The organism is Trinickia sp. LjRoot230, assembly GCF_964253315.1.
Lineage (GTDB): Bacteria > Pseudomonadota > Gammaproteobacteria > Burkholderiales > Burkholderiaceae > Trinickia.
Genome location: NZ_CAXUQX020000001.1, coordinates 189,420 through 209,914, shown reverse-complemented (window position 1 = coordinate 209,914; position 20,495 = coordinate 189,420). Strand labels below are relative to the sequence as shown.

General features: G+C 64.0%; 23 protein-coding genes. 18 read left to right on the top strand and 5 right to left on the bottom strand.

The window, feature by feature from the left end:
- The first annotated feature begins 307 nt into the window (after nt 1–307).
- The 5 genes from ACSQ20_RS00955 to ACSQ20_RS00935 all read left to right on the top strand — a co-directional run bounded on the left by ACSQ20_RS00955 (nt 308) and on the right by ACSQ20_RS00935 (nt 4,749).
- Nucleotides 308–1,117: a sensor histidine kinase gene (locus ACSQ20_RS00955; RefSeq protein ID WP_436016608.1), complete on the top strand. Its 810-nt coding sequence runs from the start codon at nt 308–310 to the stop codon at nt 1,115–1,117.
- 3 nt (nt 1,118–1,120) lie between these two features.
- Entirely contained in the window at nt 1,121–1,816 is a 696-nt protein-coding gene (gene rqpR / locus ACSQ20_RS00950) for a response regulator transcription factor RqpR (protein WP_436016606.1), read from the top strand.
- A 128-nt stretch (nt 1,817–1,944) separates the two neighbouring features.
- Nucleotides 1,945–3,342, top strand: a complete 1,398-nt coding sequence (locus ACSQ20_RS00945) for an amino acid permease (protein WP_436016604.1) — start codon at nt 1,945–1,947, stop codon at nt 3,340–3,342.
- A gap of 127 nt (nt 3,343–3,469) precedes the next feature.
- Entirely contained in the window at nt 3,470–4,000 is a 531-nt protein-coding gene (locus ACSQ20_RS00940; protein WP_436016602.1) for a CoxG family protein, read from the top strand.
- 176 nt (nt 4,001–4,176) lie between these two features.
- The gene (locus ACSQ20_RS00935; RefSeq protein ID WP_436016601.1) at nt 4,177–4,749 is read left to right on the top strand and encodes a hypothetical protein; all 573 of its coding nucleotides are present in this window, start codon (nt 4,177–4,179) and stop codon (nt 4,747–4,749) included.
- A 17-nt stretch (nt 4,750–4,766) separates the two neighbouring features.
- Here the strand turns inward: ACSQ20_RS00935 and ACSQ20_RS00930 are convergent, their stop codons facing one another.
- The 5 genes from ACSQ20_RS00930 to fliE form a co-directional block, all read right to left on the bottom strand.
- Entirely contained in the window at nt 4,767–5,168 is a 402-nt protein-coding gene (locus tag ACSQ20_RS00930; protein WP_436016599.1) for an EscU/YscU/HrcU family type III secretion system export apparatus switch protein, read from the bottom strand.
- The gene (gene fliK / locus ACSQ20_RS00925; protein WP_436016597.1) at nt 5,165–6,736 is read right to left on the bottom strand and encodes a flagellar hook-length control protein FliK; all 1,572 of its coding nucleotides are present in this window, start codon (nt 6,734–6,736) and stop codon (nt 5,165–5,167) included. Before fliK ends, ACSQ20_RS00930 begins: the two co-directional genes overlap by 4 nt.
- 94 nt (nt 6,737–6,830) lie before the next feature.
- On the bottom strand, nt 6,831–7,160 hold the full coding sequence (locus ACSQ20_RS00920) for a flagellar protein FliT (protein WP_436016595.1): 330 nt from the start codon (nt 7,158–7,160) through the stop codon (nt 6,831–6,833).
- Nucleotides 7,157–7,591 (bottom strand): flagellar export chaperone FliS, encoded by a 435-nt coding sequence (fliS, locus tag ACSQ20_RS00915; protein WP_436016593.1) that lies wholly within the window; start codon nt 7,589–7,591, stop codon nt 7,157–7,159. Before fliS ends, ACSQ20_RS00920 begins: the two co-directional genes overlap by 4 nt.
- Before the next feature lie 134 nt (nt 7,592–7,725).
- Nucleotides 7,726–8,079, bottom strand: a complete 354-nt coding sequence (gene fliE / locus ACSQ20_RS00910; protein WP_436016591.1) for a flagellar hook-basal body complex protein FliE — start codon at nt 8,077–8,079, stop codon at nt 7,726–7,728.
- 301 nt (nt 8,080–8,380) lie between these two features.
- Between fliE and fliF the strand changes: the two genes are divergently transcribed.
- The 13 genes from fliF to fliR all read left to right on the top strand — a co-directional run bounded on the left by fliF (nt 8,381) and on the right by fliR (nt 20,372).
- On the top strand, nt 8,381–10,192 hold the full coding sequence (gene fliF, locus ACSQ20_RS00905; RefSeq protein ID WP_436016589.1) for a flagellar basal-body MS-ring/collar protein FliF: 1,812 nt from the start codon (nt 8,381–8,383) through the stop codon (nt 10,190–10,192).
- On the top strand, nt 10,182–11,177 hold the full coding sequence (gene fliG / locus ACSQ20_RS00900; protein ID WP_436016587.1) for a flagellar motor switch protein FliG: 996 nt from the start codon (nt 10,182–10,184) through the stop codon (nt 11,175–11,177). Before fliF ends, fliG begins: the two co-directional genes overlap by 11 nt.
- Nucleotides 11,164–11,838, top strand: a complete 675-nt coding sequence (gene fliH / locus ACSQ20_RS00895) for a flagellar assembly protein FliH (RefSeq protein WP_436016585.1) — start codon at nt 11,164–11,166, stop codon at nt 11,836–11,838. The genes fliG and fliH overlap by 14 nt, the downstream gene beginning before the upstream one ends.
- Complete coding sequence (gene fliI / locus ACSQ20_RS00890; protein WP_436016583.1) at nt 11,832–13,424, top strand: flagellar protein export ATPase FliI; 1,593 nt, start codon at nt 11,832–11,834, stop codon at nt 13,422–13,424. Before fliH ends, fliI begins: the two co-directional genes overlap by 7 nt.
- A 36-nt stretch (nt 13,425–13,460) precedes the next feature.
- Nucleotides 13,461–13,913 (top strand): flagellar export protein FliJ, encoded by a 453-nt coding sequence (gene fliJ, locus ACSQ20_RS00885; protein WP_436016581.1) that lies wholly within the window; start codon nt 13,461–13,463, stop codon nt 13,911–13,913.
- A 121-nt stretch (nt 13,914–14,034) separates the two neighbouring features.
- Nucleotides 14,035–15,558, top strand: a complete 1,524-nt coding sequence (locus tag ACSQ20_RS00880; RefSeq protein ID WP_436016579.1) for a flagellar hook-length control protein FliK — start codon at nt 14,035–14,037, stop codon at nt 15,556–15,558.
- Nucleotides 15,559–15,825: 267 nt separating this feature from the next.
- On the top strand, nt 15,826–16,326 hold the full coding sequence (fliL, locus tag ACSQ20_RS00875) for a flagellar basal body-associated protein FliL (RefSeq protein ID WP_436016577.1): 501 nt from the start codon (nt 15,826–15,828) through the stop codon (nt 16,324–16,326).
- Nucleotides 16,327–16,428: 102 nt separating this feature from the next.
- The gene (fliM, locus tag ACSQ20_RS00870; RefSeq protein ID WP_436016575.1) at nt 16,429–17,427 is read left to right on the top strand and encodes a flagellar motor switch protein FliM; all 999 of its coding nucleotides are present in this window, start codon (nt 16,429–16,431) and stop codon (nt 17,425–17,427) included.
- Complete coding sequence (gene fliN, locus ACSQ20_RS00865; RefSeq protein WP_436016573.1) at nt 17,420–17,899, top strand: flagellar motor switch protein FliN; 480 nt, start codon at nt 17,420–17,422, stop codon at nt 17,897–17,899. Before fliM ends, fliN begins: the two co-directional genes overlap by 8 nt.
- Nucleotides 17,896–18,495, top strand: coding sequence for a flagellar biosynthetic protein FliO (gene fliO / locus ACSQ20_RS00860; protein WP_436016571.1), 600 nt, complete (start codon nt 17,896–17,898; stop codon nt 18,493–18,495). Before fliN ends, fliO begins: the two co-directional genes overlap by 4 nt.
- Nucleotides 18,496–19,269: a flagellar type III secretion system pore protein FliP gene (gene fliP / locus ACSQ20_RS00855; RefSeq protein WP_436016569.1), complete on the top strand. Its 774-nt coding sequence runs from the start codon at nt 18,496–18,498 to the stop codon at nt 19,267–19,269.
- Between the two features lie 16 nt (nt 19,270–19,285).
- A complete protein-coding gene (gene fliQ / locus ACSQ20_RS00850) occupies nt 19,286–19,555 on the top strand; it encodes a flagellar biosynthesis protein FliQ (RefSeq protein WP_436016567.1) in 270 nt (89 codons plus the stop codon).
- Between the two features lie 34 nt (nt 19,556–19,589).
- Nucleotides 19,590–20,372, top strand: a complete 783-nt coding sequence (gene fliR, locus ACSQ20_RS00845) for a flagellar biosynthetic protein FliR (RefSeq protein ID WP_436016565.1) — start codon at nt 19,590–19,592, stop codon at nt 20,370–20,372.
- The last annotated feature ends 123 nt before the right edge of the window (nt 20,373–20,495 follow it).

Genomic DNA, 20,495 nt, shown 5'->3' with positions numbered 1-20,495 from the left:
TTCCTACAACCATCCCACCCCGATTGTCAATTAGTGGTTGAACAACCTGTTGCAACTCCTTTCTGACACTAGATTTTTTAAATTTTGAGATATCATCGGCGCGAACAATCCACGGACTGAAATCGATTTCTGATCGACAAGGGCGATGTTACTAAATGTAAATTTCGTTACTTCGCGCGCCAACGTTTTCATCTGGCGGGGCAGTCTTGACGCGGTTCGCGTCATCAGTCGCTTGAAGGTCTTCGATTACGCGATGCATTAACGTCTGACTAATTAGCACGGGGCGGGGAAAAACATGGACTCGTCGATGATCGTCTCGCTTGACGCAAGCGTGCGAGCTTCCGAGCTGCGCGCCGCGGAACTTGCGCGTTTGCGCGCGCGAGTGCGGGAACTCGCCAGCGAACTCGTGGTGGCCTGCGAAGCGGCTCGCGTGCATTTGGCCCGCGAACTGCATGACGGCGTCGGCGCCGAATTGACGGCGGCACGTTTTGCGCTTGCGGGCCTGCAGCCGAGCGTCGCGGCAGCGGCGAACGCGGGTTCTCACAATGCGTTCGACGTCGCGCAAACCTCGCTCGAGGCCGCCTGCGAAGCGACGCACCGGGTCGTCTCGGAGCTGCATGCGCCGCATTTCGATGGCGGCGTCCTCAGTGCGCTTTCGCAATGGACGCGCGCCTTCACTGAACGCACCGGCTTGCGCACAAGCTTTGTCTGCTCGGCCGACTTGCGGCTCACGCAGGTGTCTCAGGGCGCCGCGCTCGCCATTTTTCGCGTCGCGCAAGAAGCGCTCAGCAACGTCGCCAAGCATGCGGGCGCCGCGTGCGTGGATGTGCGGATTCAAACCGATGCCCGTTACTTGACGCTGATCGTTCGCGATGACGGCCGCGGCATGCGCCGCCGTCATCGTGCGGCGGCTGACGCGCTCAGTGTGGGCTTCGGGCTCGCGGGCATGCGGGCGCGCTGCGAGGCATTCGACGGCAGCTTGCGCATCGTCGCGCATCGTGCCGATGCCGCGGGCACAACGGTGCGGGCGCGCTTCGGCTGGTCGGCGATTCTCGACCTCTACGGCGCGGCTACGAGCGCAGCATCAGGCACGCGCGGCGCCACGGCGGTGAACTAAGGAATGACATTGCGCATCTTGCTCGTGGACGACCATGCGATCGTGCGCCAAGGCGTGCGTCAGTTGTTGCTCAATCACGGCGTGGCGCACGAAGTCGTCGAAGCCGACAGCGGCGTACACGCACTGTCGAGCCTCGATAGCGACCATCCATTTGACGTCGTGCTGCTCGACATTTCGCTACCTGACATGAACGGCGTCGAGGTTCTCAAGCGCATGAAGCGCCGAGCACCACGCACGCCGGTGATGATGTTCTCGATGTTCCGCGAGGACCAGTACGCGGTGCGCTCGCTGAAAGCGGGTGCGGCCGGTTATCTTTCCAAGGCGGTCACCGCGCCGCAAATGATCGAGGCGATCCGCCAAGTGGCGGCCGGCCGCAAATATGTGAGCCCGGCGCTTGCGGAAGCGCTCGCCGATTACGTGTCGTTCGATAGCGACCAATTGCCGCATGAAAAACTCTCGGACCGTGAATATCAGACGCTTTGCCTGCTGGCGTCGGGCAAACGGCTGACCGACATCGCGCATGCACTTTCGCTGTCGGTGAAAACCGTCAGCGTTTATCGCACGCGGCTGCTCGAGAAAATGAAGCTGCGTAATAACGCCGAGTTGACTTTTTACGTGATGAGCAACCGTCTCGTTGATTTCAACCCTGTCATGAATGGCTTGAGTGGCGAGCCGTCCGCTTCGCATGCACCTCTTTAGTGCCCGACTAGCCGAATATTCTAGTTTTTCTGCTTTTGGCGCGTCTCTCCACCAACATCCGCTAGAATGCCAGCCTTCCGCGTGGCCAGCGCGCGCACCTTCCCGGTGCATTCCGGAGACCGCCTTTCATGTCCCTTTTTCGTAAAAAGAATGTCGAGCAGATGATCGCCGGCGCCGAGCAAACCGGCCTCAGAAAGGCGCTCGGCGCGCTCGACCTGACCTTCCTCGGCATCGGCGCCATCATCGGCACCGGCATTTTCGTGCTGACAGGCACCGGTGCCGTCCAGGCCGGCCCCGCGCTAATGGTTTCGTTCGTGATCGCCGCGATCGCCTGTGGGCTCGCGGGCCTTGCCTACGCCGAATTTGCCTCGACCATCCCCGTCGCCGGTTCCATCTATACCTACTCCTACGCGACGCTCGGCGAGCTCGCGGCCTGGATCATCGGCTGGGACCTGATGCTCGAATACGGCCTCGCCACATCGGCCGTTTCCGTCGGGTGGTCCGGCTATCTGCAGTCGCTACTGGCGGGCTTTGGCCTGAAAGTGCCCGTCATACTGAGCGCAGCACCCGGCACCGTGCCTGGCACGTTCACGCTTTTCAATCTGCCGGCCTTCCTGGTCATGATGGTCATCACCACGTTGCTGTCCGTCGGCGTGCGCGAGTCCACGCGGATCAACAACGCGATGGTTGCGATCAAGGTCACCGTGGTGCTCGCCGTCATCGCGGTCGGAGCATTCCACGTCCAACCGGCCAACTGGCACCCGTTCATGACTAACGGCTGGCACGGCGTGTTCGGCGCGGCTGCCGTAATGTTCTTCGCGTTCATCGGCTTCGATTCAGTCTCGTCCGCGGCCGAAGAAGTGAAAGACCCGAAGCGCGATCTACCGATCGGCATCATCGCGTCGCTGGGGGTTTGCGCGGTGCTCTATGTGGCCGTGGCGGCCGTCGTGACGGGCATCGTGCCGTCCGCGCAGTTCGCGGGCGTCTCGCATCCGGTGTCGTACGCGCTGCAAGTCGCAGGCGAAAAATGGGTCGCGGGCTTCATCGACCTCGGCGCGGTGCTCGGCATGCTCACGGTCATCCTCGTGATGAGCTACGGCCAGACCCGCATCATCTTCGCGATGTCGCGCGACGGCCTGTTGCCGAAGTCGCTCTCGAACGTGCATCCGCGCTTCGCCACGCCGTTCAAGACGACCTGGATCGTCGGCCTCTTCTTCGGGTCGATCGGTGCCCTCGTGCCGCTCGACGTACTCGCCGAACTGATCAACATCGGCACGCTTGCGGCCTTTTCGATGGTCTCGATCGCGGTACTCATCCTGCGGCGCACGCACCCCGAGCTGCCCCGCGCATTCCGTTGTCCAGGCGTGCCCGTGCTGCCGATGCTTGCCGTCGCCGCCTGCGTGTTCCTGATGGCGAATCTGCAGTGGATCACCTGGGTCGCATTCCTGGTCTGGCTCGCCATCGGCCTGACGATCTATTTCGGCTATTCGCGCCGTCGCTCGCTGCTTGCGGTCAGCGCGCATTAAGCCTCGCGCGCACGAAGCGAGCAACGTGCGGCAACCGGCTGCGAACCAGCCGCCCGAGCAAAGTTCATAATGGGGGTGTCCGGCGCTTGCCGGTCGCCCCTTCATGACCTTGACGAGGGAGACAGCAATGGAATTAACGCAGAGCTACAAGCTGCCCGTGCCTGCCCAACGCGCGTGGGACGCGCTCACCGATGCGGAGGTGCTTCGCGCATCGATCCCGGGGTGCGAGCAACTTCATGCGGATGGGACGAAGGCGTTCGCGTTCACCGTCAATACGTCGCTCGACGGGGTCAGAGCGCGATTTGCGGGACATGTCCGCATGACCGACGTCGAAGCGCCGCGCGCCTGCACGCTGCGCTTTCAGAACGACGCGGGCAGCGAGGCGGGCGCCCAGTTGCAACTCGAAGCCGACGGCGAGGCTTCGACAACGTTATCCTGCACGGCGCAGGATCAAATGAGCGGCTCGGACGGCTCGCTGCTCAAAGTGGCTGACGCTTTCGTCAAGCGTTTCGCCGCGCGCATGGCGGGCGACGACGCAGGCTCGGCGGGCGATGTTCCGTTGCCACCCGAGCCGTCGGTGCTCCATGCGGCTGTGGCTGAATCGGCGCCCCCCGGCAAAGGCGCGAAATCTTGGAAGGCGTGGGGCGCCAAGTTCTGATCTGATTGCTCACTGATTGTTCACCCGTGCGCGCGAGGTCGTTTGGCGGCACCGCGCGCCGCCAAACCGCCGCTTCTGGCTTCTGTTCGGTTTGTCGGAAATTTCACCTAGAACACGGTTGCTCCCGGCGCTTAACATCGGCGGTTCTTTGAACTACTGCCGTCACGAGACAATCGATGAAATGGGAAAAAGCGATCCTGCTGCTGCTCGACCCCCGTGATCGGATCATCCGATGGGATGCGAATAACTGGAAAAACCGATACCTGATCCCACCGCACTTGTGCTTTTCCACTCAGCCCACGCCGGGCTATACGCCACTGAGCGGCAATTGCCTCGACATCGCGGACGCCGAAACGAAGCTGATCGTTGTCAGTCACGGCAGCCCCTACACCCTGACGATCAACGGACAGCACCGCGGACCCCAAGCACTCGCCGCCTTGTTGCATCGCTACGGGTTGCGCCGCGCCGGGCTGATCGCGCTCAAGGGCTGCCAACTGGGCAAACAAGACTTTCTCGAGGATCTGGTCGCGGAACTAGCCAGCGATGGTGTCCTCGTCGACTGGCTGCTGGCCTACAAGCATTCGTCGATGCAGGTTCCGCTCACGAGCCATGAAGGTGTTGGCGTAGTCGATGCGTTGTTGCGCATGGCGAGCGCAGGCCGCGCGAAGCGGGCTGACGAACGCAGAGTCACGGTGATCAAGGGGCACGTGCACGCCGCGCATCGAGCAGGCTCGCAGCGTTATTGCTGAGCCGCGCGCGGCCTTTGTCAGTCTGGCGCAAGCAGCGGGTATCGCCCGGTGCCGTCATCCGGCCTTGGGTGCGCAGCCTGCACGGGCGGTGTGCGCGGCGCTGCCGCGGGCGCCGACGTTTCCGGTTCGGCGGGTTCCACCGGTTCAGCCGCACCGCTTTCGAGACGGTAAAGCCAAGCCAGCAACTCGGCCACGGCTTGGTAGAGCTGCGGTGGGATCTGCGAATCGAGATCGACCTGCATCAGCAGCGACACCATTTCCGGCGCGCGATGCACGTAGAGTCCGGCTTCCTGCGCGCGCTGGACGATCATGTCGGCGACGAGTCCGTAGCCCTTCGCCACGACACGCGGTGCGCCGTCGGGTGACTTGGCGTCATAGGCAAGCGCTGCGGCACTGTGGCGGCGCGTGCGGCGACTCATGCGCCCTCCCAGTCGAATGGATCGCCCAGCAGACGATCGAGGGGCGACGCCCCGCGCGCCCCGCCCGCGGCCGGCGGCGCCGCACGAGCCGATGCGGTCTCGCCGCCGGCCACGCTTGCCGCTTGGTTCGCTTTGCTGCTGGCATCGGCGTTATTCGCGTTACTCACGTTATCAGGTTCATGCACTTCGTGCGCTTCGGCATCGGCCGCAGCCGCCCGCGCGTACGCAGACGTCGCTGCAACCCCGGCGCCGCCGGCCGGCGTGCCACCGCCGATCTCGCGAATCGACAACCCCGCCAGCTCGATGCCCGCCGCCTGTAAGCGACGTCCAAAGGCGGCACCGCCCGTTGCAAGCCGAGCCGCACCGGTCGGGCTCGCCTGGACGCGGACGATCAGTTGGGTCCCTTTGAGCACAAGATCGGCATCCACGGTGCCAAGCGTCGGCAGGGCCAGCGTCACGCGCGTGCGCCACGCCCGATCATCGGCATCGTCTTGTTCGCCCCGTGGACGACGACGACGGTCCGGTTCCGGTTCGATCATCCAGTCAAGTTTCGCGCCGGGCCACACCTCCCCGGTCCAACGAAATTGCTCCGTTGCAAGCAGATCGAGCTGCTGACGCACCAGCGCAATCGTGGCCGGATGAATGGACGCCGCAATCGACGCAGGCGCCGCCAACGTCTCGCCGGCCCGCGTGCCGGTGCCCGAAGGTCCGCCGCCCGGCCCGTCGTTCTGACCAGCGAAGCCCGGCAGCTGCCGCGCACCCGCGTAGGCGCCGGCATCGGCGCGGGCCTGTGCGGCCAGCGTCGAAGCAAGCGATTGCGCAGCGGCGGCATGAGGCGGCACGAACGAGCCGGCAGCACCCGCGTTCGCCGTCGCACTGCTCCACCCGCTCAATTGCGCATCGGATGACCATGGCGAGCCCGCATCCGACTCGGCCCAATCGAGCGGAAGCTGAACGGCTTGCGCAGCGATGCGGGTTTGCGGCTCGTTGAGGAGCGCTTCGGCGGGATAGCTGCCCCCCAGCCACTGCGCGAGATGCGATTCGTAAAAGAGGCCGGTTTCGGCAACGGTGCGCGCCAACGCAGTAGCGAGTGCGCCGACCGGCAAGCTTGCGGAGGTCGTTGCGGCGGCAGTCGTCGCTGTAGCCGCAGTGCCCGTGGCACGCGCCGCCGCTGCGTCTGCCCGCGCCCCGGTTTCGGGCGGATGGGCCCTGGCCTGGCCGGCGGCCGCCTGAGCGAAGAGCCCGCTTTGCCCCGCCAACGGCGCTTCGATAGCTGGTGGCGCGGGCCAGATCGGCGCCTCGCCGACCACGACCGGCGTTGCCTCGCCGCCAAGCCGGGAAATGGCATCGAGCGTCAGGCCGACTTCGGAGAGCGTAGCTTGCGCGGATGCAGGCGGCGTCGTATCGACAATCGGGGCGGCACCCGCCGGCGCCGCACGCAGGTCGCCCGCTTGCGTCGAGGCGCCGGTTTGCGTCGCGCTCGTGCGGGCGCCCGCCGCGACGTTGTCGATAAGGCTATCGATGCGACTGGCCAGCACGGCGGCGAGCGCGGAGTCGATTCCTGTCATACCGCGTCCTTTACGAGCCCGTCTGATAATCCGAACGGGCGGCGCGCAAAGCGTCGATGGTTAGCGGAAAAAAGCTGAAAAAGCGCACCAACGCCTAGCGCATGCCGAACAATTCCTTGAGCAGATACGCTGGGCGACGCGATGAGAAAAATGCGGACAATCGCGCCATGCTCGGGTTGGCCAAATCGCGAATGGCGGCATCGTCGGCGAGGATCTTGCGAATCAGATCGTACTTGCGCAAACGCTCGTGCTCGTCGAGCGGCACGCCCGGATCGATATCGCGCAGCATGTCGACGAGCGCACGGTACTCCTGTTGCAGCTCGATCAAGTCGTTCCATAACGCCGCACGCGCCGCCGCGAGCATCCGGGCCGATATGGCAGCAATCGCCTCGTAATGCTCGAAATAGTCTGCTTTGACTTTCATCGTTGTACTTCCGGGAGACCTTGGCTTGCAGTTCGGGCCACTTCCGCGCCGATGCCGATCCATGCCTCCTCGAGTGTCGCCAGCAGACCATCCACCTCGACGAGCATCGTATCGCTTTGCTCGATGTTGGCCTGCAAAAGACGCCGGGTCATGTAGCTATAGAGCGCGTCCAGCCGCATAGCGACTTCGCCACCCACTTCCTGGTTCAGCGAGGCCTGCAGCCCGCTGCCGATAATGGCGAGCGCCTTGCTGATCGCTTCGCCGCGAGGGCCGATATTGCCCTGCTGCAAATGCATGCGGGCCTGCGCGATCGCCTGCCGAGCGCCCTGGTAGAGCATCAGGATCAGACGATGCGGATTCGCGCCCATCACCCCTGTCTCGACGCCGACGCGCGCGTACGCGCTCGCTCCAGCGTGTCCTTGGGAAAACATCGGCGCCTCTCCTTTAGTTCAACGGTTGCGGTAATTCCGCGGGCACGCTTCACGCGCCGCACAGATAACGCTGTTATCGGATTAACCGGGAGAAAGCTTTAGACGAATGAGAACGGCTTGACGTCAAACCAACGTCAAACCGACATCTGCATGATCTCGTTGTAGGCCGTGACGAGTTTGTTGCGCACCTGCAAGCCAAATTGGAACCCGACATTGGCCTTTTGCATATCGACCATCACGTCATTGAGCGACACATTCGAGGCGCCCAGCTCGAAGGCCTGCGCTTCGCCGATCGCCTTTTGCTGATCGCCGCTGATCTTGTCGAGCGAGCTCTTGAGCGCGGAAGCGAAACTGCCGACGCCGCCAGCGCCCGCCGCCTGGCCGGACGCAGCCGCGGACAAGGCCGAATTCGCGCCGCCGGCCGCTTCGGCCGCCATCGTCCGCATCTGTTGGAGCGCCGATGCGAGCGGATTGACTGGCACAGTCATGCTGTCTCCATGAAGGAAAAAGAGAAAACGAAAGAGAAAACGTGCCTCGGCCAACCCCTCGCACGCTGCGCAGGACACTACCGATCACGGAAAAGAGCATAGCAGCGGCCCGTTTCGCAAACCCGCGAAACTAGGGGGAAAACCCGGCTCTATTCGACTGATGGCCGCCACTTGCCGCTGGTGATAATCCTCTTCGTGAAAGTGTCCGTCCGCACCCGCTTGCCGTACTTGCCGCATTTACCGGGCACTTACTGTATACGGCGCCGACCGGCCACCCCCGCATCCCGGAGAACCCCGACGCATGGATTCGCAGGCCAATTCTTTGATTAACCCCGACGCTCGCATGAGCCTCGCGGGCGCTCAGCCAGGCGCAGCGGCAGCCGCCGCGTTGCCAGGCTCGGCCGTGGCAGGCGGCGCCGATGCCGGCGGCTTCGCGCAGCGCCTGTCGTCGCTTTCGCAGATGCGCGGCAACCCGCGTGCGCCGCTCATTTTCGCGGTCGCCGTTCTGATTGCCGTCGTCGCCGCGCTGATCCTGTGGACCCGCTCGCCCGATTACCGCGTGCTCTACAGCAATTTGTCCGATCAGGACGGCGGATCCATCGTTGCCGCATTGCAGCAAGCCAACGTTCCGTACAAGCTGTCCGATAGCGGGAGCGCGATCCTCGTGCCGTCGGAACAAGTTGCGGAAGTGCGTTTGCGGCTCGCCTCGCAGGGCCTGCCCAAGAGTGGCTCGGTCGGCATGGAGTTGATGGACCACGAAAAATTCGGCATCAGCCAGTTCGCCGAGCAGATCAACTATCAGCGCGCGCTCGAAGGCGAACTGGAGCGGACCATCCAATCGATCTCCGTCGTGCGTCAGGCGCGTGTGCACCTCGCTATTCCGAAGCCGACCGTGTTCGTGCGCGAACGGGAAGCGCCGTCGGCCTCGGTGCTCGTCAATTTGTATCCGGGCCGTACGCTCGACGAAGGTCAGGTCGCCGCCATCACGCGGATGGTCGCCTCGAGCGTGCCGCAGTTGCCGTTCAAGAACGTCACCGTGGTCGATCAGGACGGCAACCTGCTGACTCAACCGTCGTCGGGCAACGGCCTTGACGCCACGCAACTCAAATATGTCCAGCAGGTCGAGCACAACACGCAGCGACGCATCGACGCGATCCTTGCGCCCCTTTTTGGTGCGGGCAATGCGCATTCGCAAGTGAGCGCTGACATCGATTTCTCACAGACCGAGCAAACGGCCGAAACCTACGGCCCGAACGGCAATCAGCAACAAGCAGCCATTCGCAGCCAGCAAACGAGTTCGGCGACCGAACTGGGCCAACAGGGCGCCGGCGGCGTACCGGGCGCACTGTCGAACACGCCGCCGCAGCCGGCATCTGCACCGATCGTCGCTGCCAGCGGCACGAGCGCGGCGAGCACGGCCGCTCCGCTGTCCGAACGCAAGGACGCGACGACCAATTACGAACTCGACAAGCATATTTCGCACGTCGAACAGGCGATGGGCAGCGTCAAGCGACTGTCGGCGGCGGTCGTCATCAATTACAAGCGCGTGGTCGATGCGAAGGGTCACGTGACGATGCAGCCGATCTCGGCTGACGAGCTTGCGAAGGTCAGCCAGTTGGTGAAGGACGCGATGGGCTACGACGCGAAGCGCGGCGATTCGGTCAACGTCGTGAACAGCACGTTCTCGACCGAGGAAGATCCGCTTGCGAACGTGCCGTGGTGGCGCCAGCCCGACATGATTGCGCTGGCGGTTCAAGTGGCGAAATGGATCGGCATCGGCATCGTGGCGCTCGTGCTCTATCTGACGATGGTCAAGCCCGCGGTGCGGCGCGCCTTTGCGCCGCAGCCGGCGCACGGCGAAGCCGGGGCGACGACGGGCGCCAACGGCATCGGCTCGCCCGACGAGCCAGTCCTGCTCGACGGCATTCCGAATGCGCCGTCGCCGGTCACGAACGCGATCGAGCATAGCGACGAAATGGAAATCAACCTGCTCGCGTTCGAAAACGAGAAGCAGAAATTCGAGCGGAACCTTGATTACGCGCGGACCATCGCCCGCAAGGATCCGAAGATCGTAGCAACCGTTGTCAAGAATTGGGTGTCCGATGAGCGCTGAAGGCGTCAACAAAAGCGCGCTTCTTCTGATGTCGCTCGGCGAAGAAGAAGCCGCTCAGGTATTCAAGTTCCTCGGCCCGCGCGAGGTGCAGAAGATCGGCGCGGCCATGGCGTCGCTCAAGAACGTGACGCGCGAGCAGGTGGAAATCGTGCTGCAGGATTTCGTGAAGGAAGCCGAGCAGCACACGGCCATGTCGCTCGATTCGGGCGACTACATCCGCTCGGTGCTGACGAAGGCGCTCGGCGAGGACAAGGCCGGCGTGCTGATCGACCGCATCTTGCAAGGAAGCGACACGAGCGGCATCGAAGGGCTCAAGTGGATGGATTCGCCCGCCGTGGCCGAACTCATCAAGAACGAGCACCCGCAGATCATCGCGACGATCCTCGTGCATCTGGACCGCGATCAGGCCTCGGAAATTCTCTCGTGCTTCACGGAGCGGCTGCGCAACGACGTCTTGCTGCGTATCGCGACGCTCGACGGTATTCAGCCGCAAGCGCTGCGCGAGCTCGACGATGTGCTCACGGGCCTGCTCTCCGGCAGCGACAACTTGAAGCGCAGCCCGATGGGCGGCATCCGCACGGCGGCCGAAATCCTGAACTTCATGACGAGCGTGCACGAGGAGTCCGTGCTTGAAAACGTCAAGCAATACGATGCGGATCTGGCGCAGAAGATCGTCGACCAAATGTTCGTGTTCGAAAACCTGCTCGATCTCGAAGACCGGGCGATCCAGTTGCTGCTCAAGGAAGTGGAGTCGGAAGCGCTGATCATCTCGCTGAAAGGCGCGCAACCGGCGCTGCGGCAGAAGTTCCTCTCGAACATGTCGCAACGTGCGGCCGAGCTGCTCGCGGAAGACCTCGACGCGCGCGGCCCGGTGCGTGTGTCGGAAGTCGAAACACAGCAACGGCGCATTTTGCAGATTGTGCGCAACCTCGCCGAAAGCGGGCAGATCGTGATCGGCGGAAAGGCGGAAGATGCGTATGTCTAACTCTGGACAACCGGTCAAGGGGCAAGTCTCGGCGTACCAGCGCTGGGAAATGGCTTCGTTCGACCCGCCTCCGCCGCCCGCGCCCGTCGACGACCGCGCACTCGAAGCCGAGCTGCGACGTGTTCGCGACGAGGCTCATGCGCAAGGTTTGGCCTCGGGGCATGTGGCCGGCCAGGCACTCGGCTATCAGGCCGGTTTCGATCAGGGCCACGCGCAAGGCTTCGAAAAAGGCCGTCAGCAGGCGTTGAGCGAAGCAGCCCGGCTCGCGGGGCTCGCCGATGCATTCAAGACGGCGCTCGGCGGCGTCGAGGCGGAGCTGTCCGAGACGCTCGCCGCGCTCGCGCTCGATATCGCCCAGCAAGTGGTCCGCCAGCATATCGCCCATGACCCGGTGGCGCTGGTCGCCTGCGCACGCGAGGTGCTCACCGCCGAGCCCGCGCTGATCGGCGCGCCGCAATTAGTGGTCAACCCGGCCGATTTACCGGTTGTCGAAGCCTATTTGAAGGAAGAACTCGAAGCGCTCGGCTGGCAAGTGCGCACCGATCCGGCCGTCGAGCGCGGCGGCTGCCGCGCGCAGGCAGCGAGCGGGGAAATCGACGCGAACATCGGTACGCGCTGGGAACGGGTCGCGGCCGCGCTCGGCAAAGTGAGCAAATGGTGAAAGAACGAACGGCTGATGCCCTGCGTGCAAGCGGCATGTCACCGCTCGAGGTGGAGCTCGCGCTCGCCTCGTTCGGCCCGGACGAGGCGGCTGAGATAGCGCATGCCGGAGCTGCGGCAGCGCATGGGCATCCGCATGCTCATACGCATGCTAATCAGGCGATCGCCGCCCCGTCGTTGCGGATGCCGCTGCACACGCCTGACCTCGCGCTCGCCGCGAACGAGCATCTCGCCGCCTGGCGTGCCCGCCTGAACGGCCTTGGCCAGCGCAACGCCCTCGCCCGGCCGCTGTCGGCCTGCGGGCGGCTCACGCGCGCGGCGGGGCTCGTGCTCGAAGCCGTCGGGCTGCGTCTCGGCGTCGGCTCGGAATGCATGATCGAGTTGCCGCCGGGCAGCCCGATCGCGATGGCCGAGGCCGAAGTGGTTGGCTTCGCCTCGGACCGCCTGTTTCTGATGCCGACCACCGAAGTTGCCGGCCTGCTGCCCGGCGCACGCGTGTTCCCACGCGAGAGCGTGCCGGGCGCCGATCCGCTCGCGGGCGCCAAGCGTCTGCCCGTGGGCTGGGGCATGCTCGGACGCGTCGTCGATGCATCGGGTCGCCCGCTCGATGGGCTCGGCGAACTCGATTCGAACGCCGACGCGCCGCTGTCGGCACCGTCGATCAACCCGCTGCAACGCGAGCCGATCCAACAGGTGCTCGATGTCGGCGTGCGCGCGATCAACAGCCTGTTGACCGTCGGCCGCGGCCAGCGCATGGGGCTCTTCGCGGGCTCGGGCGTCGGTAAATCGGTGCTGCTGGGGCAAATGGCGCGTTATACGAGCGCGGAAGTCATCGTGATCGGCCTGATCGGCGAGCGGGGCCGCGAAGTGAAGGAGTTCATCGAGCAGATTCTGGGCGAAGACGGACTCGCGCGCTCGGTAGTCGTCGCCGCGCCCGCAGATGTCTCGCCGCTGCTGCGCATGCAAGGCGCGGCATACGCCACGTCGCTGGCCGAATACTTTCGCGATCAAGGCAAGCACGTGCTGCTGCTGATGGACTCGCTCACGCGCTATGCGATGGCGCAGCGCGAAATCGCACTGGCCATCGGCGAGCCACCGGCCACCAAGGGTTATCCGCCATCGGTGTTCGCCAAACTGCCGGCGCTCGTGGAGCGCACGGGCAACGGGCCGGCCGGTGGGGGTTCGATCACGGCGTTCTATACGGTGCTGACCGAGGGCGACGACCAGCAAGATCCGATCGCCGATGCCGCGCGTGCGATTCTCGATGGCCATATCGTGCTGTCGCGTTTGCTCGCGGAAGCAGCACATTACCCGGCGATCGACATCGAAGCATCGATTTCGCGGGCGATGACAGCACTGATCGACGACAAGCATCTGGAACGCGTGCGTGTTTTCAAGCAGATGTTGTCGCGTTATCAGCGCAATCGCGACCTGATTAACGTGGGCGCTTATGCGAGCGGGCGCGATGCGCTGCTGGACCGGGCAATTGCGCTTTATCCGCGCATCGAAGCGTTCTTACAGCAGGGTTTTCGCGAATGCGCACCGTTCGATTCGAGCCTCACGATGCTGGATGCGCTGTTCGAGTAAAGAATCGGAATCAGAGTTGAATCAAGGAGCCACACGATGCCGAAGCATTTCCCGATCAAAACGCTGATCGGTCTCGCGCAAGACGACCTCGATGCTGCGGCCAAGCAGCTCGGACGCGTGCAGCGCGAGCGGGCCGACGTCGAAGCGCAGCTTGCCGCTCTGATCCGTTATCGCGACGAGTATCACGCAAGCTTCTCGAACTCGGCTCAAGCGGGCATGCCCGCCGGAAACTGGCGCAATTTCCAGGCATTCATCGATACGCTCGACTCCGCCATCGACCAGCAGCGGCGGTTGTTGACAACGGCCACCTCGCGCGTGGAGGCAGCCAAGCCGGAATGGATCAGACAAAAACAAAAGCTCGGTTCGTATGAAGTGCTCAAGGCGCGCGGCGACGCGGCCGATGCGCGTGTCGCATCGCGGCACGAGCAGCGCGAAGCCGACGAGCACGCCGCCAAAACACTGCGGATGCGGACCAGCGACGTGAACTGAATGTGAACCGCCGGTTGAAGTCGTCCGGCTGCAGTACCTACTTTGAAACTTATTGAGACGCAGCATCGCGGTTCGATCGATCGATCAATCCATGACGATGTCGCGCAATTTAGAGGCTTACATGTCGCTCTTCTCCTTTATCGGTTCGTCAACGGGCGCGAGCGCCGGCAGCGCTGCCGATGCGCTTCGCCAGCCGGCGAACGCCACCGCGCCGGCGACGCCGTTCGCACAAACGCTGCAAAACAGCATCATCGCGCAACGCCCGCCCGCCAACGTGAACTCGAGCGCCGACGCATCGAAGTCGAAATCGAAGTCGACGAGCGCGGCGGATAGCGCCAGCCAAGCTGCTTCGAACGATGCGGGCGCGTCGAGCAGCACGACCGCTGGCGACGCCGCAAACGAGAGCGCGGACTCGGACACAACTTCAAGCACCGGCACGACGGACGGCACGTCGTCGAGCGCCAAAAGCGGCAACGGCAAACGCGCGGACGGCGCCCGCGACGCTGGACAAAGCGATGCCGCCCAAGGCGCGGGCGCGGCCAGTGCCGCCGACCAAGCCGCCGCCGCAGCTCAAGCTCAAGCTCAAGCTCAGGCACTGGCTCAAGCACAAGCACAAGCAAACGGCGCGCAGCCCAGCGCCGCCGCGAGCGATACCGCCGCGGGCGGCGACCCCGCGCTTGCGGGCGTGTCGGCGACGGGCGGACAGAAGTTGACGACGGCCCAGCCGAAGTCGGTCCGCGCGGCGCTCGAAGCCGCGCTTGCCGCGCAAATGGGGACGCAAGCGGTCGCGGCCACCGCACCGGGCGGCATGGCCGCACTCGGCAATACCGGCAACGCAGCGCTCAGCGGCAACCTGACGAATGGCATCGACGCCCCTGCGCTCGCCTCGAAGGGCCTCGCCGCGCTGACCGGCGACGGCAAGAACGGCAACGCCGCGCTGAACGCCGCGGCGCAACGGGCCAAGGCGATGCAAGGCGGCGCGAACGGCCAGGACGCCACCGCCGCCGCGGCGCAGGCGCTCACCGCGGCAGGCGCTTCGAACCCGGACGCCGCGGCGAGCTTCGCCACGCTGAAAGACACGGCCGACGACGCACGCGCCGCGCTGGCCGCAGCGCAAGCTGCCCAGGCCTCGCAAGCCGCGCAAGCAGCCACCGCAGCGGGCTCGGCGGCCACGACGAATGCGGGATCGACCGTGGCGGCGTCGCTGGCCCCGCAGGTCGGCACACCCGATTGGGAAGATGCGCTGAGCCAGAAGATCGTGTTCTTGTCGAATGCGCACCAGCAAAGCGCCGAACTCACGCTCAATCCGCGCGATCTGGGCCCGCTGCAGGTGGTGCTGCAAGTGGCCGACAATCACGCTCACGCTTTGTTCGTCTCACAGCATCAGCAAGTGCGCGAAGCGGTGGAGGCCGCGCTGCCGAAACTGCGCGACGCGCTCGAAGCGGGTGGCCTGGGCCTGGGCAGCGCAAGCGTCAGCGACGGCTTCGCCCGCCAAGCGGGACAGCAGCAAGGTGACCAGCAAGGCAGCGGCAGCAATAAAGGGCGCGGCAGCCGGTATGGCGCGAGCGACGGCGGCGAGGCCATCGCGACGACAAGCACGATCAACACGCGGCGCACGGTAGGCCTCGTCGACACGTTCGCGTAAGCGCGCGCTACCGACGACGCGCCCTTGCCCCTTATCGCGGTATTGCGCCGCATGCGTTTTGTCCGGGCGCTTTCGCAAGCTCACAGCACCACAGCGAAAACAAGCTACCGGGCGGGCTCGCTCTTTGCTCACACGAAAACCGTATCCGGCGGCGATGCGGTTGCAGCAAACGCACGAGATGGCGTCGAATGTCCCTTCTTTTCGGCTTATCGCGAAAGCCCGCTTTAGCCAACAATCCAACCTACCGAATACACGCAACACATTGCCATGGCCACCACGACCGCAACCCAGCAGCCCACAGTCACGCCCTCCAAGCCGGGCAAATTGAAACGCATGGTGCTGATCGTGCTCATCGCCCTCGTGGCGGCAGGCGCTGCGGCGGGCGGCACGTACTTCTTTCTCGCGAACGGCAAGCATGGCCCGACCAAGCCCGCCGCACCGCCGCCGCCTCCGCCGCCCGTGTTCGCGGCACTTGATCCGATGACGGTAAATCTGCTCTCCGATGACGGCCAGCATTATCTGCGCGTGGGCCTCACGCTCAAGATTGCCGATGAAAAGATGCAGGCGCGTTTGACCGAGCACATGCCGGAGCTGCGCAGCCGCATTTTGTTGGATCTGTCGAACAAGCATCCCGAAGAGCTCTCGACGCTGGAAGGCAAGCGCAGCCTCGCGCAAGAACTCAAAACACTGATCAGCCAGCCCACGGACACAGGCGCACCGCCGGTCCGTGTGGAAGAAGTGCTGTTTACGGAATTCGTGGTCCAGTAGCGCGATGCGTCGTCCGGTCTGCCGCGACGCGAACGCACCGGAGCTCACGAGTCACGCAACCTGAACCGAAACTCATAACCGCAACGAGGCACGAGAAAAGGAATGGGCCACGAAGAGTTCATGTCCCAAGAGGAAGTCGATGCACTCCTCAAGGGCGTAACCGGCGAATCCGATTCGGATGCCGAGCATGGCGACAAGGCGGGCGTTCGCCCATACAACATCGCCACGCAAGAACGCATCGTTCGCGGCCGGATGCCCGGCCTCGAAATCATCAATGAACGGTTCGCGCGTTTGATGCGAATCGGCATCTTCAACTTCATGCGCCGAACGGCCGAGATTTCGGTCGGCCCGGTGAAGGTGCAAAAGTACAGCGAATTCACGCGCAACTTGCCGATTCCGACGAACCTGAACCTGGTTCACATCAAACCGTTGCGTGGCACATCGCTCTTCGTGTTCGACCCGAACCTCGTGTTCTTCGTGGTCGATAACCTGTTCGGCGGCGACGGGCGTTTTCATACGCGGGTCGAAGGGCGCGATTTCACGGTCACCGAACAACGCATCATCGGCAAGCTGTTGAACCTTGTTTTCGACCACTACTCGGCCGCCTGGAAAAGTGTGCGGCCGCTACAGTTCGAATTCATGCGCTCGGAAATGCATACGCAGTTCGCCAACGTCGCGACGCCGAACGAGATCGTCATCGTCACGCAGTTTTCGATCGAATTCGGCCCGACCGGCGGCACGCTGCATATCTGCATGCCGTACTCGATGATCGAACCGATCCGCGACATCCTGTCCTCCCCGATCCAGGGCGAGGCACTCGAAGTCGATCGCCGCTGGGTGCGCGTGCTCTCGCAACAAGTGCAGGCAGCCGAGGTCGAGCTCACCGCCGATCTGGCCGCGATCCCCGTCACGTTCGAGGACATCCTCAACATGCGCGCGGGCGATGTGCTGCCGATCAACATTCCTGAGCATATCGTCGCGAAAGTGGACGGCGTGCCGGTCATGGAATGCGGCTACGGAATTTTCAATGGTCAATACGCGCTGCGCGTACAAAAGATGATCAGCGCGGCAGAAACGATGAAGGAAGGTGGATATGAGTGACCTGAACGTGACGTCCGGTGACGGCGCCCGAGAACTCGAAGCGCAGTTGGCGGCCGCGGCGCAGGCCGAGAAAGCCGCTGCAGCCGCGGACGACGAGACCAGTCTTGACGACTGGGCCAGCGCGCTTGCCGAGCAAAATTCGAACGATACGCCGACGGCCGCTGCTGGCGTATTCCAGCCGCTGTCGAAAGTCGCGCCCGCCACGACGCGCAACGACATCGACATGATCCTCGACATCCCGGTTCAGATGACCGTGGAACTCGGGCGTACCAAGATCGCGATCCGCAACCTGCTGCAACTCGCGCAGGGTTCGGTCGTCGAGCTCGACGGCCTCGCCGGCGAGCCGATGGACGTGCTCGTGAACGGCTGCTTGATTGCGCAGGGCGAAGTGGTGGTCGTCAACGACAAGTTCGGCATCCGGCTGACCGACATCATCACGCCGTCCGAACGCATTCGGAAGCTGAATCGATGAAATCACTCGTGCGTCGGCACAGGGTCCGCGCGGCGGTATCGGCGGGCTTGGCGATCGGTACGGCCGTGCTGGCCGCACCCCTCACCGCAGGCGCCGCCGATCTGAACGCGGTGAATCACGCCGCGCGTATAGCGTCCGGTGTCGGCGCCGGCACGGCTGTGCCCTCGCTGGGCGTCGGCGCGGTGCTGCAAACACTCGTGGGCCTCGCCGTTGTCATCGGCCTCGTATTCGCCTGCGCGTGGCTCGCTCGCCGCTTTGGCTGGCAGCCGTCCGCGCGCGGCAACATCGTAAGAACGATCGGCGGCGTGTCGCTCGGCGGTAAAGAACGCGTGGCCGTCGTGGAGATCGGCGACACCTGGCTCGTGCTGGGCGCCGCGCCCGGCAGTGTCAGGCTGTTGCATACGCTGCCGGCCGGCTCCGTGAGTGTCAGTGTTACCGGCGATGTCAACGCGACGCAGGCGGGTGCTGATGGATCGGGCATCTCCGCCGAAGCCGAAACCGCCGCACAGCAGAGCACGTTCGGCTCGCGGTTTCGCGCCGCGCTTGGCAGTGAGGCCAAAAAGCATTTTTCCCGGCCTTCGGGCGGAGGCAAGTAAATGTCGTTGTGCCGCATTGCGCGGCTCGCGCGCGCTGTCGCGCCCGCGCTGCCGCTTCTCGTATTGATCGTGGCGCCCTCGTCGACGTTCGCGCAAGCGACCGGCTTGCCGGCGTTCACGACCAGCCCTGGCCCGGGCGGCGGCACGACTTATTCGCTGAGCGTGCAGACGATGCTGCTGCTCACGATGCTGTCGTTCCTGCCGGCCATGGTGCTGATGATGACGAGCTTTACGCGCATCATCATCGTGCTGTCGCTGCTGCGTCAGGCGCTCGGCACGAGCACGACGCCGCCGAACCAGGTGCTCGTGGGCCTCGCGCTCTTTCTGACGCTGTTCGTGATGTCGCCCGTACTCGAGCGCGCCTACCAGGACGGCTACAAACCGTTTTCGGACGGCTCGATCCCGATGGAAACGGCTGTGCAGCGCGGTGTCGCGCCGTTCAAGACGTTCATGCTGCGCCAGACACGCGAATCGGATCTGGCGCTCTTCGCCCGCATCTCGCATGCGCCGGCTATGCAAGGCCCGGAGGACGTTCCGCTGCCGCTGCTCGTTCCGGCATTCGTGACGAGCGAACTGAAGACCGGTTTTCAGATCGGCTTCACGATCTTCATTCCGTTTCTGATCATCGACATGGTTGTGGCAAGCGTGCTGATGTCGATGGGGATGATGATGGTGTCGCCGGTCACGATCTCGCTGCCCTTCAAATTGATGCTGTTCGTGCTCGTCGACGGATGGCAGTTGCTGATCGGCTCGCTCGCGCAGAGCTTCGTCTGATCGAGGAATCATTGTCATGACGCCCGAATCCGTCCTTACCCTCGCACATCGCGCGATGTACGTGGCGCTGCTGTTGACCGCGCCGCCGCTGATCGTGTCGCTGGTTGTCGGCTTGCTGGTCAGTTTCTTTCAGGCCGCCACGCAGATCAACGAAGCGACGCTTTCGTTCATTCCGAAGCTCGTGGCCGTGACGGTCACGCTCGTCATTGCTGGCCCGTGGATGCTTTCCATCGCGCTGGACTATATGCGCCAGATGTTCACGAGCATTCCATCGCTGGCCGGATGACGGGCACGCTCTGCGCTGGTCAGGCGTTCTGACGATGTTCACCGTTACTTATGCGCAGTTGAACGCGTGGCTCACGGCCTTTCTCTGGCCGTTCGTGCGCATTGCAGCGCTCGTTGCGACCGCGCCGGCATTCGGCCACACGTCCGTGCCCACGCGCGTCAAGATCGGGTTGGCCGCGTTCGCTACGCTGATCGTCGCGCCGACGCTCGGCGCGATGCCGCAAGCAACCGTTTTCTCGGCTGCGGGCGTGTGGATCATGGTGAATCAGTTCTTGATCGGCGCGGCGCTCGGATTGACGATGCAGCTCGTGTTTACCGCCGTCGAGATGGCCGGTTCGCTGATCGGCTTGCAAATGGGCTTGGGCTTTGCCACGTTTTTTGATCCGAGTTCCAACTCTTCGGCCGAAGTCATCGCGCGTTTTCTGAATACGATTGCTTTGCTCGCTTTTCTTGCGTTCGACGGACACTTGCAAGTCGTCAATGCGTTGATCGCTTCGTTTGAGTCGGTGCCGATCGGTGCGGGCGTGATCGGCGCAACAGGCTTGCGCACGCTCGTGCAGTGGGGCGGCGCGATCTTTTCTGCCGGCTTGTTGCTGGCGTTGCCGGTTGTCATCGCACTGCTCGTCGCCACTCTCTCCCTCGGCATTCTCAACCGCGCGGCACCGCAAATCGGCGTGTTTCAAGTCGGCTTTCCGGTCACGTTGCTCGTCGGGCTGCTGCTCGTTCAGCTGATGCTGCCCAATATGATCCCGTTCTTCTCGCATCTGTTCGATATGGGCGTCGATGCGATGGAGCGCGTGGCGGGATCGATGCGTTGATGCGCGACCAGCGCCTTTCCAGACCCGTCTGATTTCCACATCCTCTTTGTCGAGGCGACGCACACGGCGGTGTGCAAACACGAATCCGGACGCGCCATTGGTGCCGGCGACGACGGCAAAATG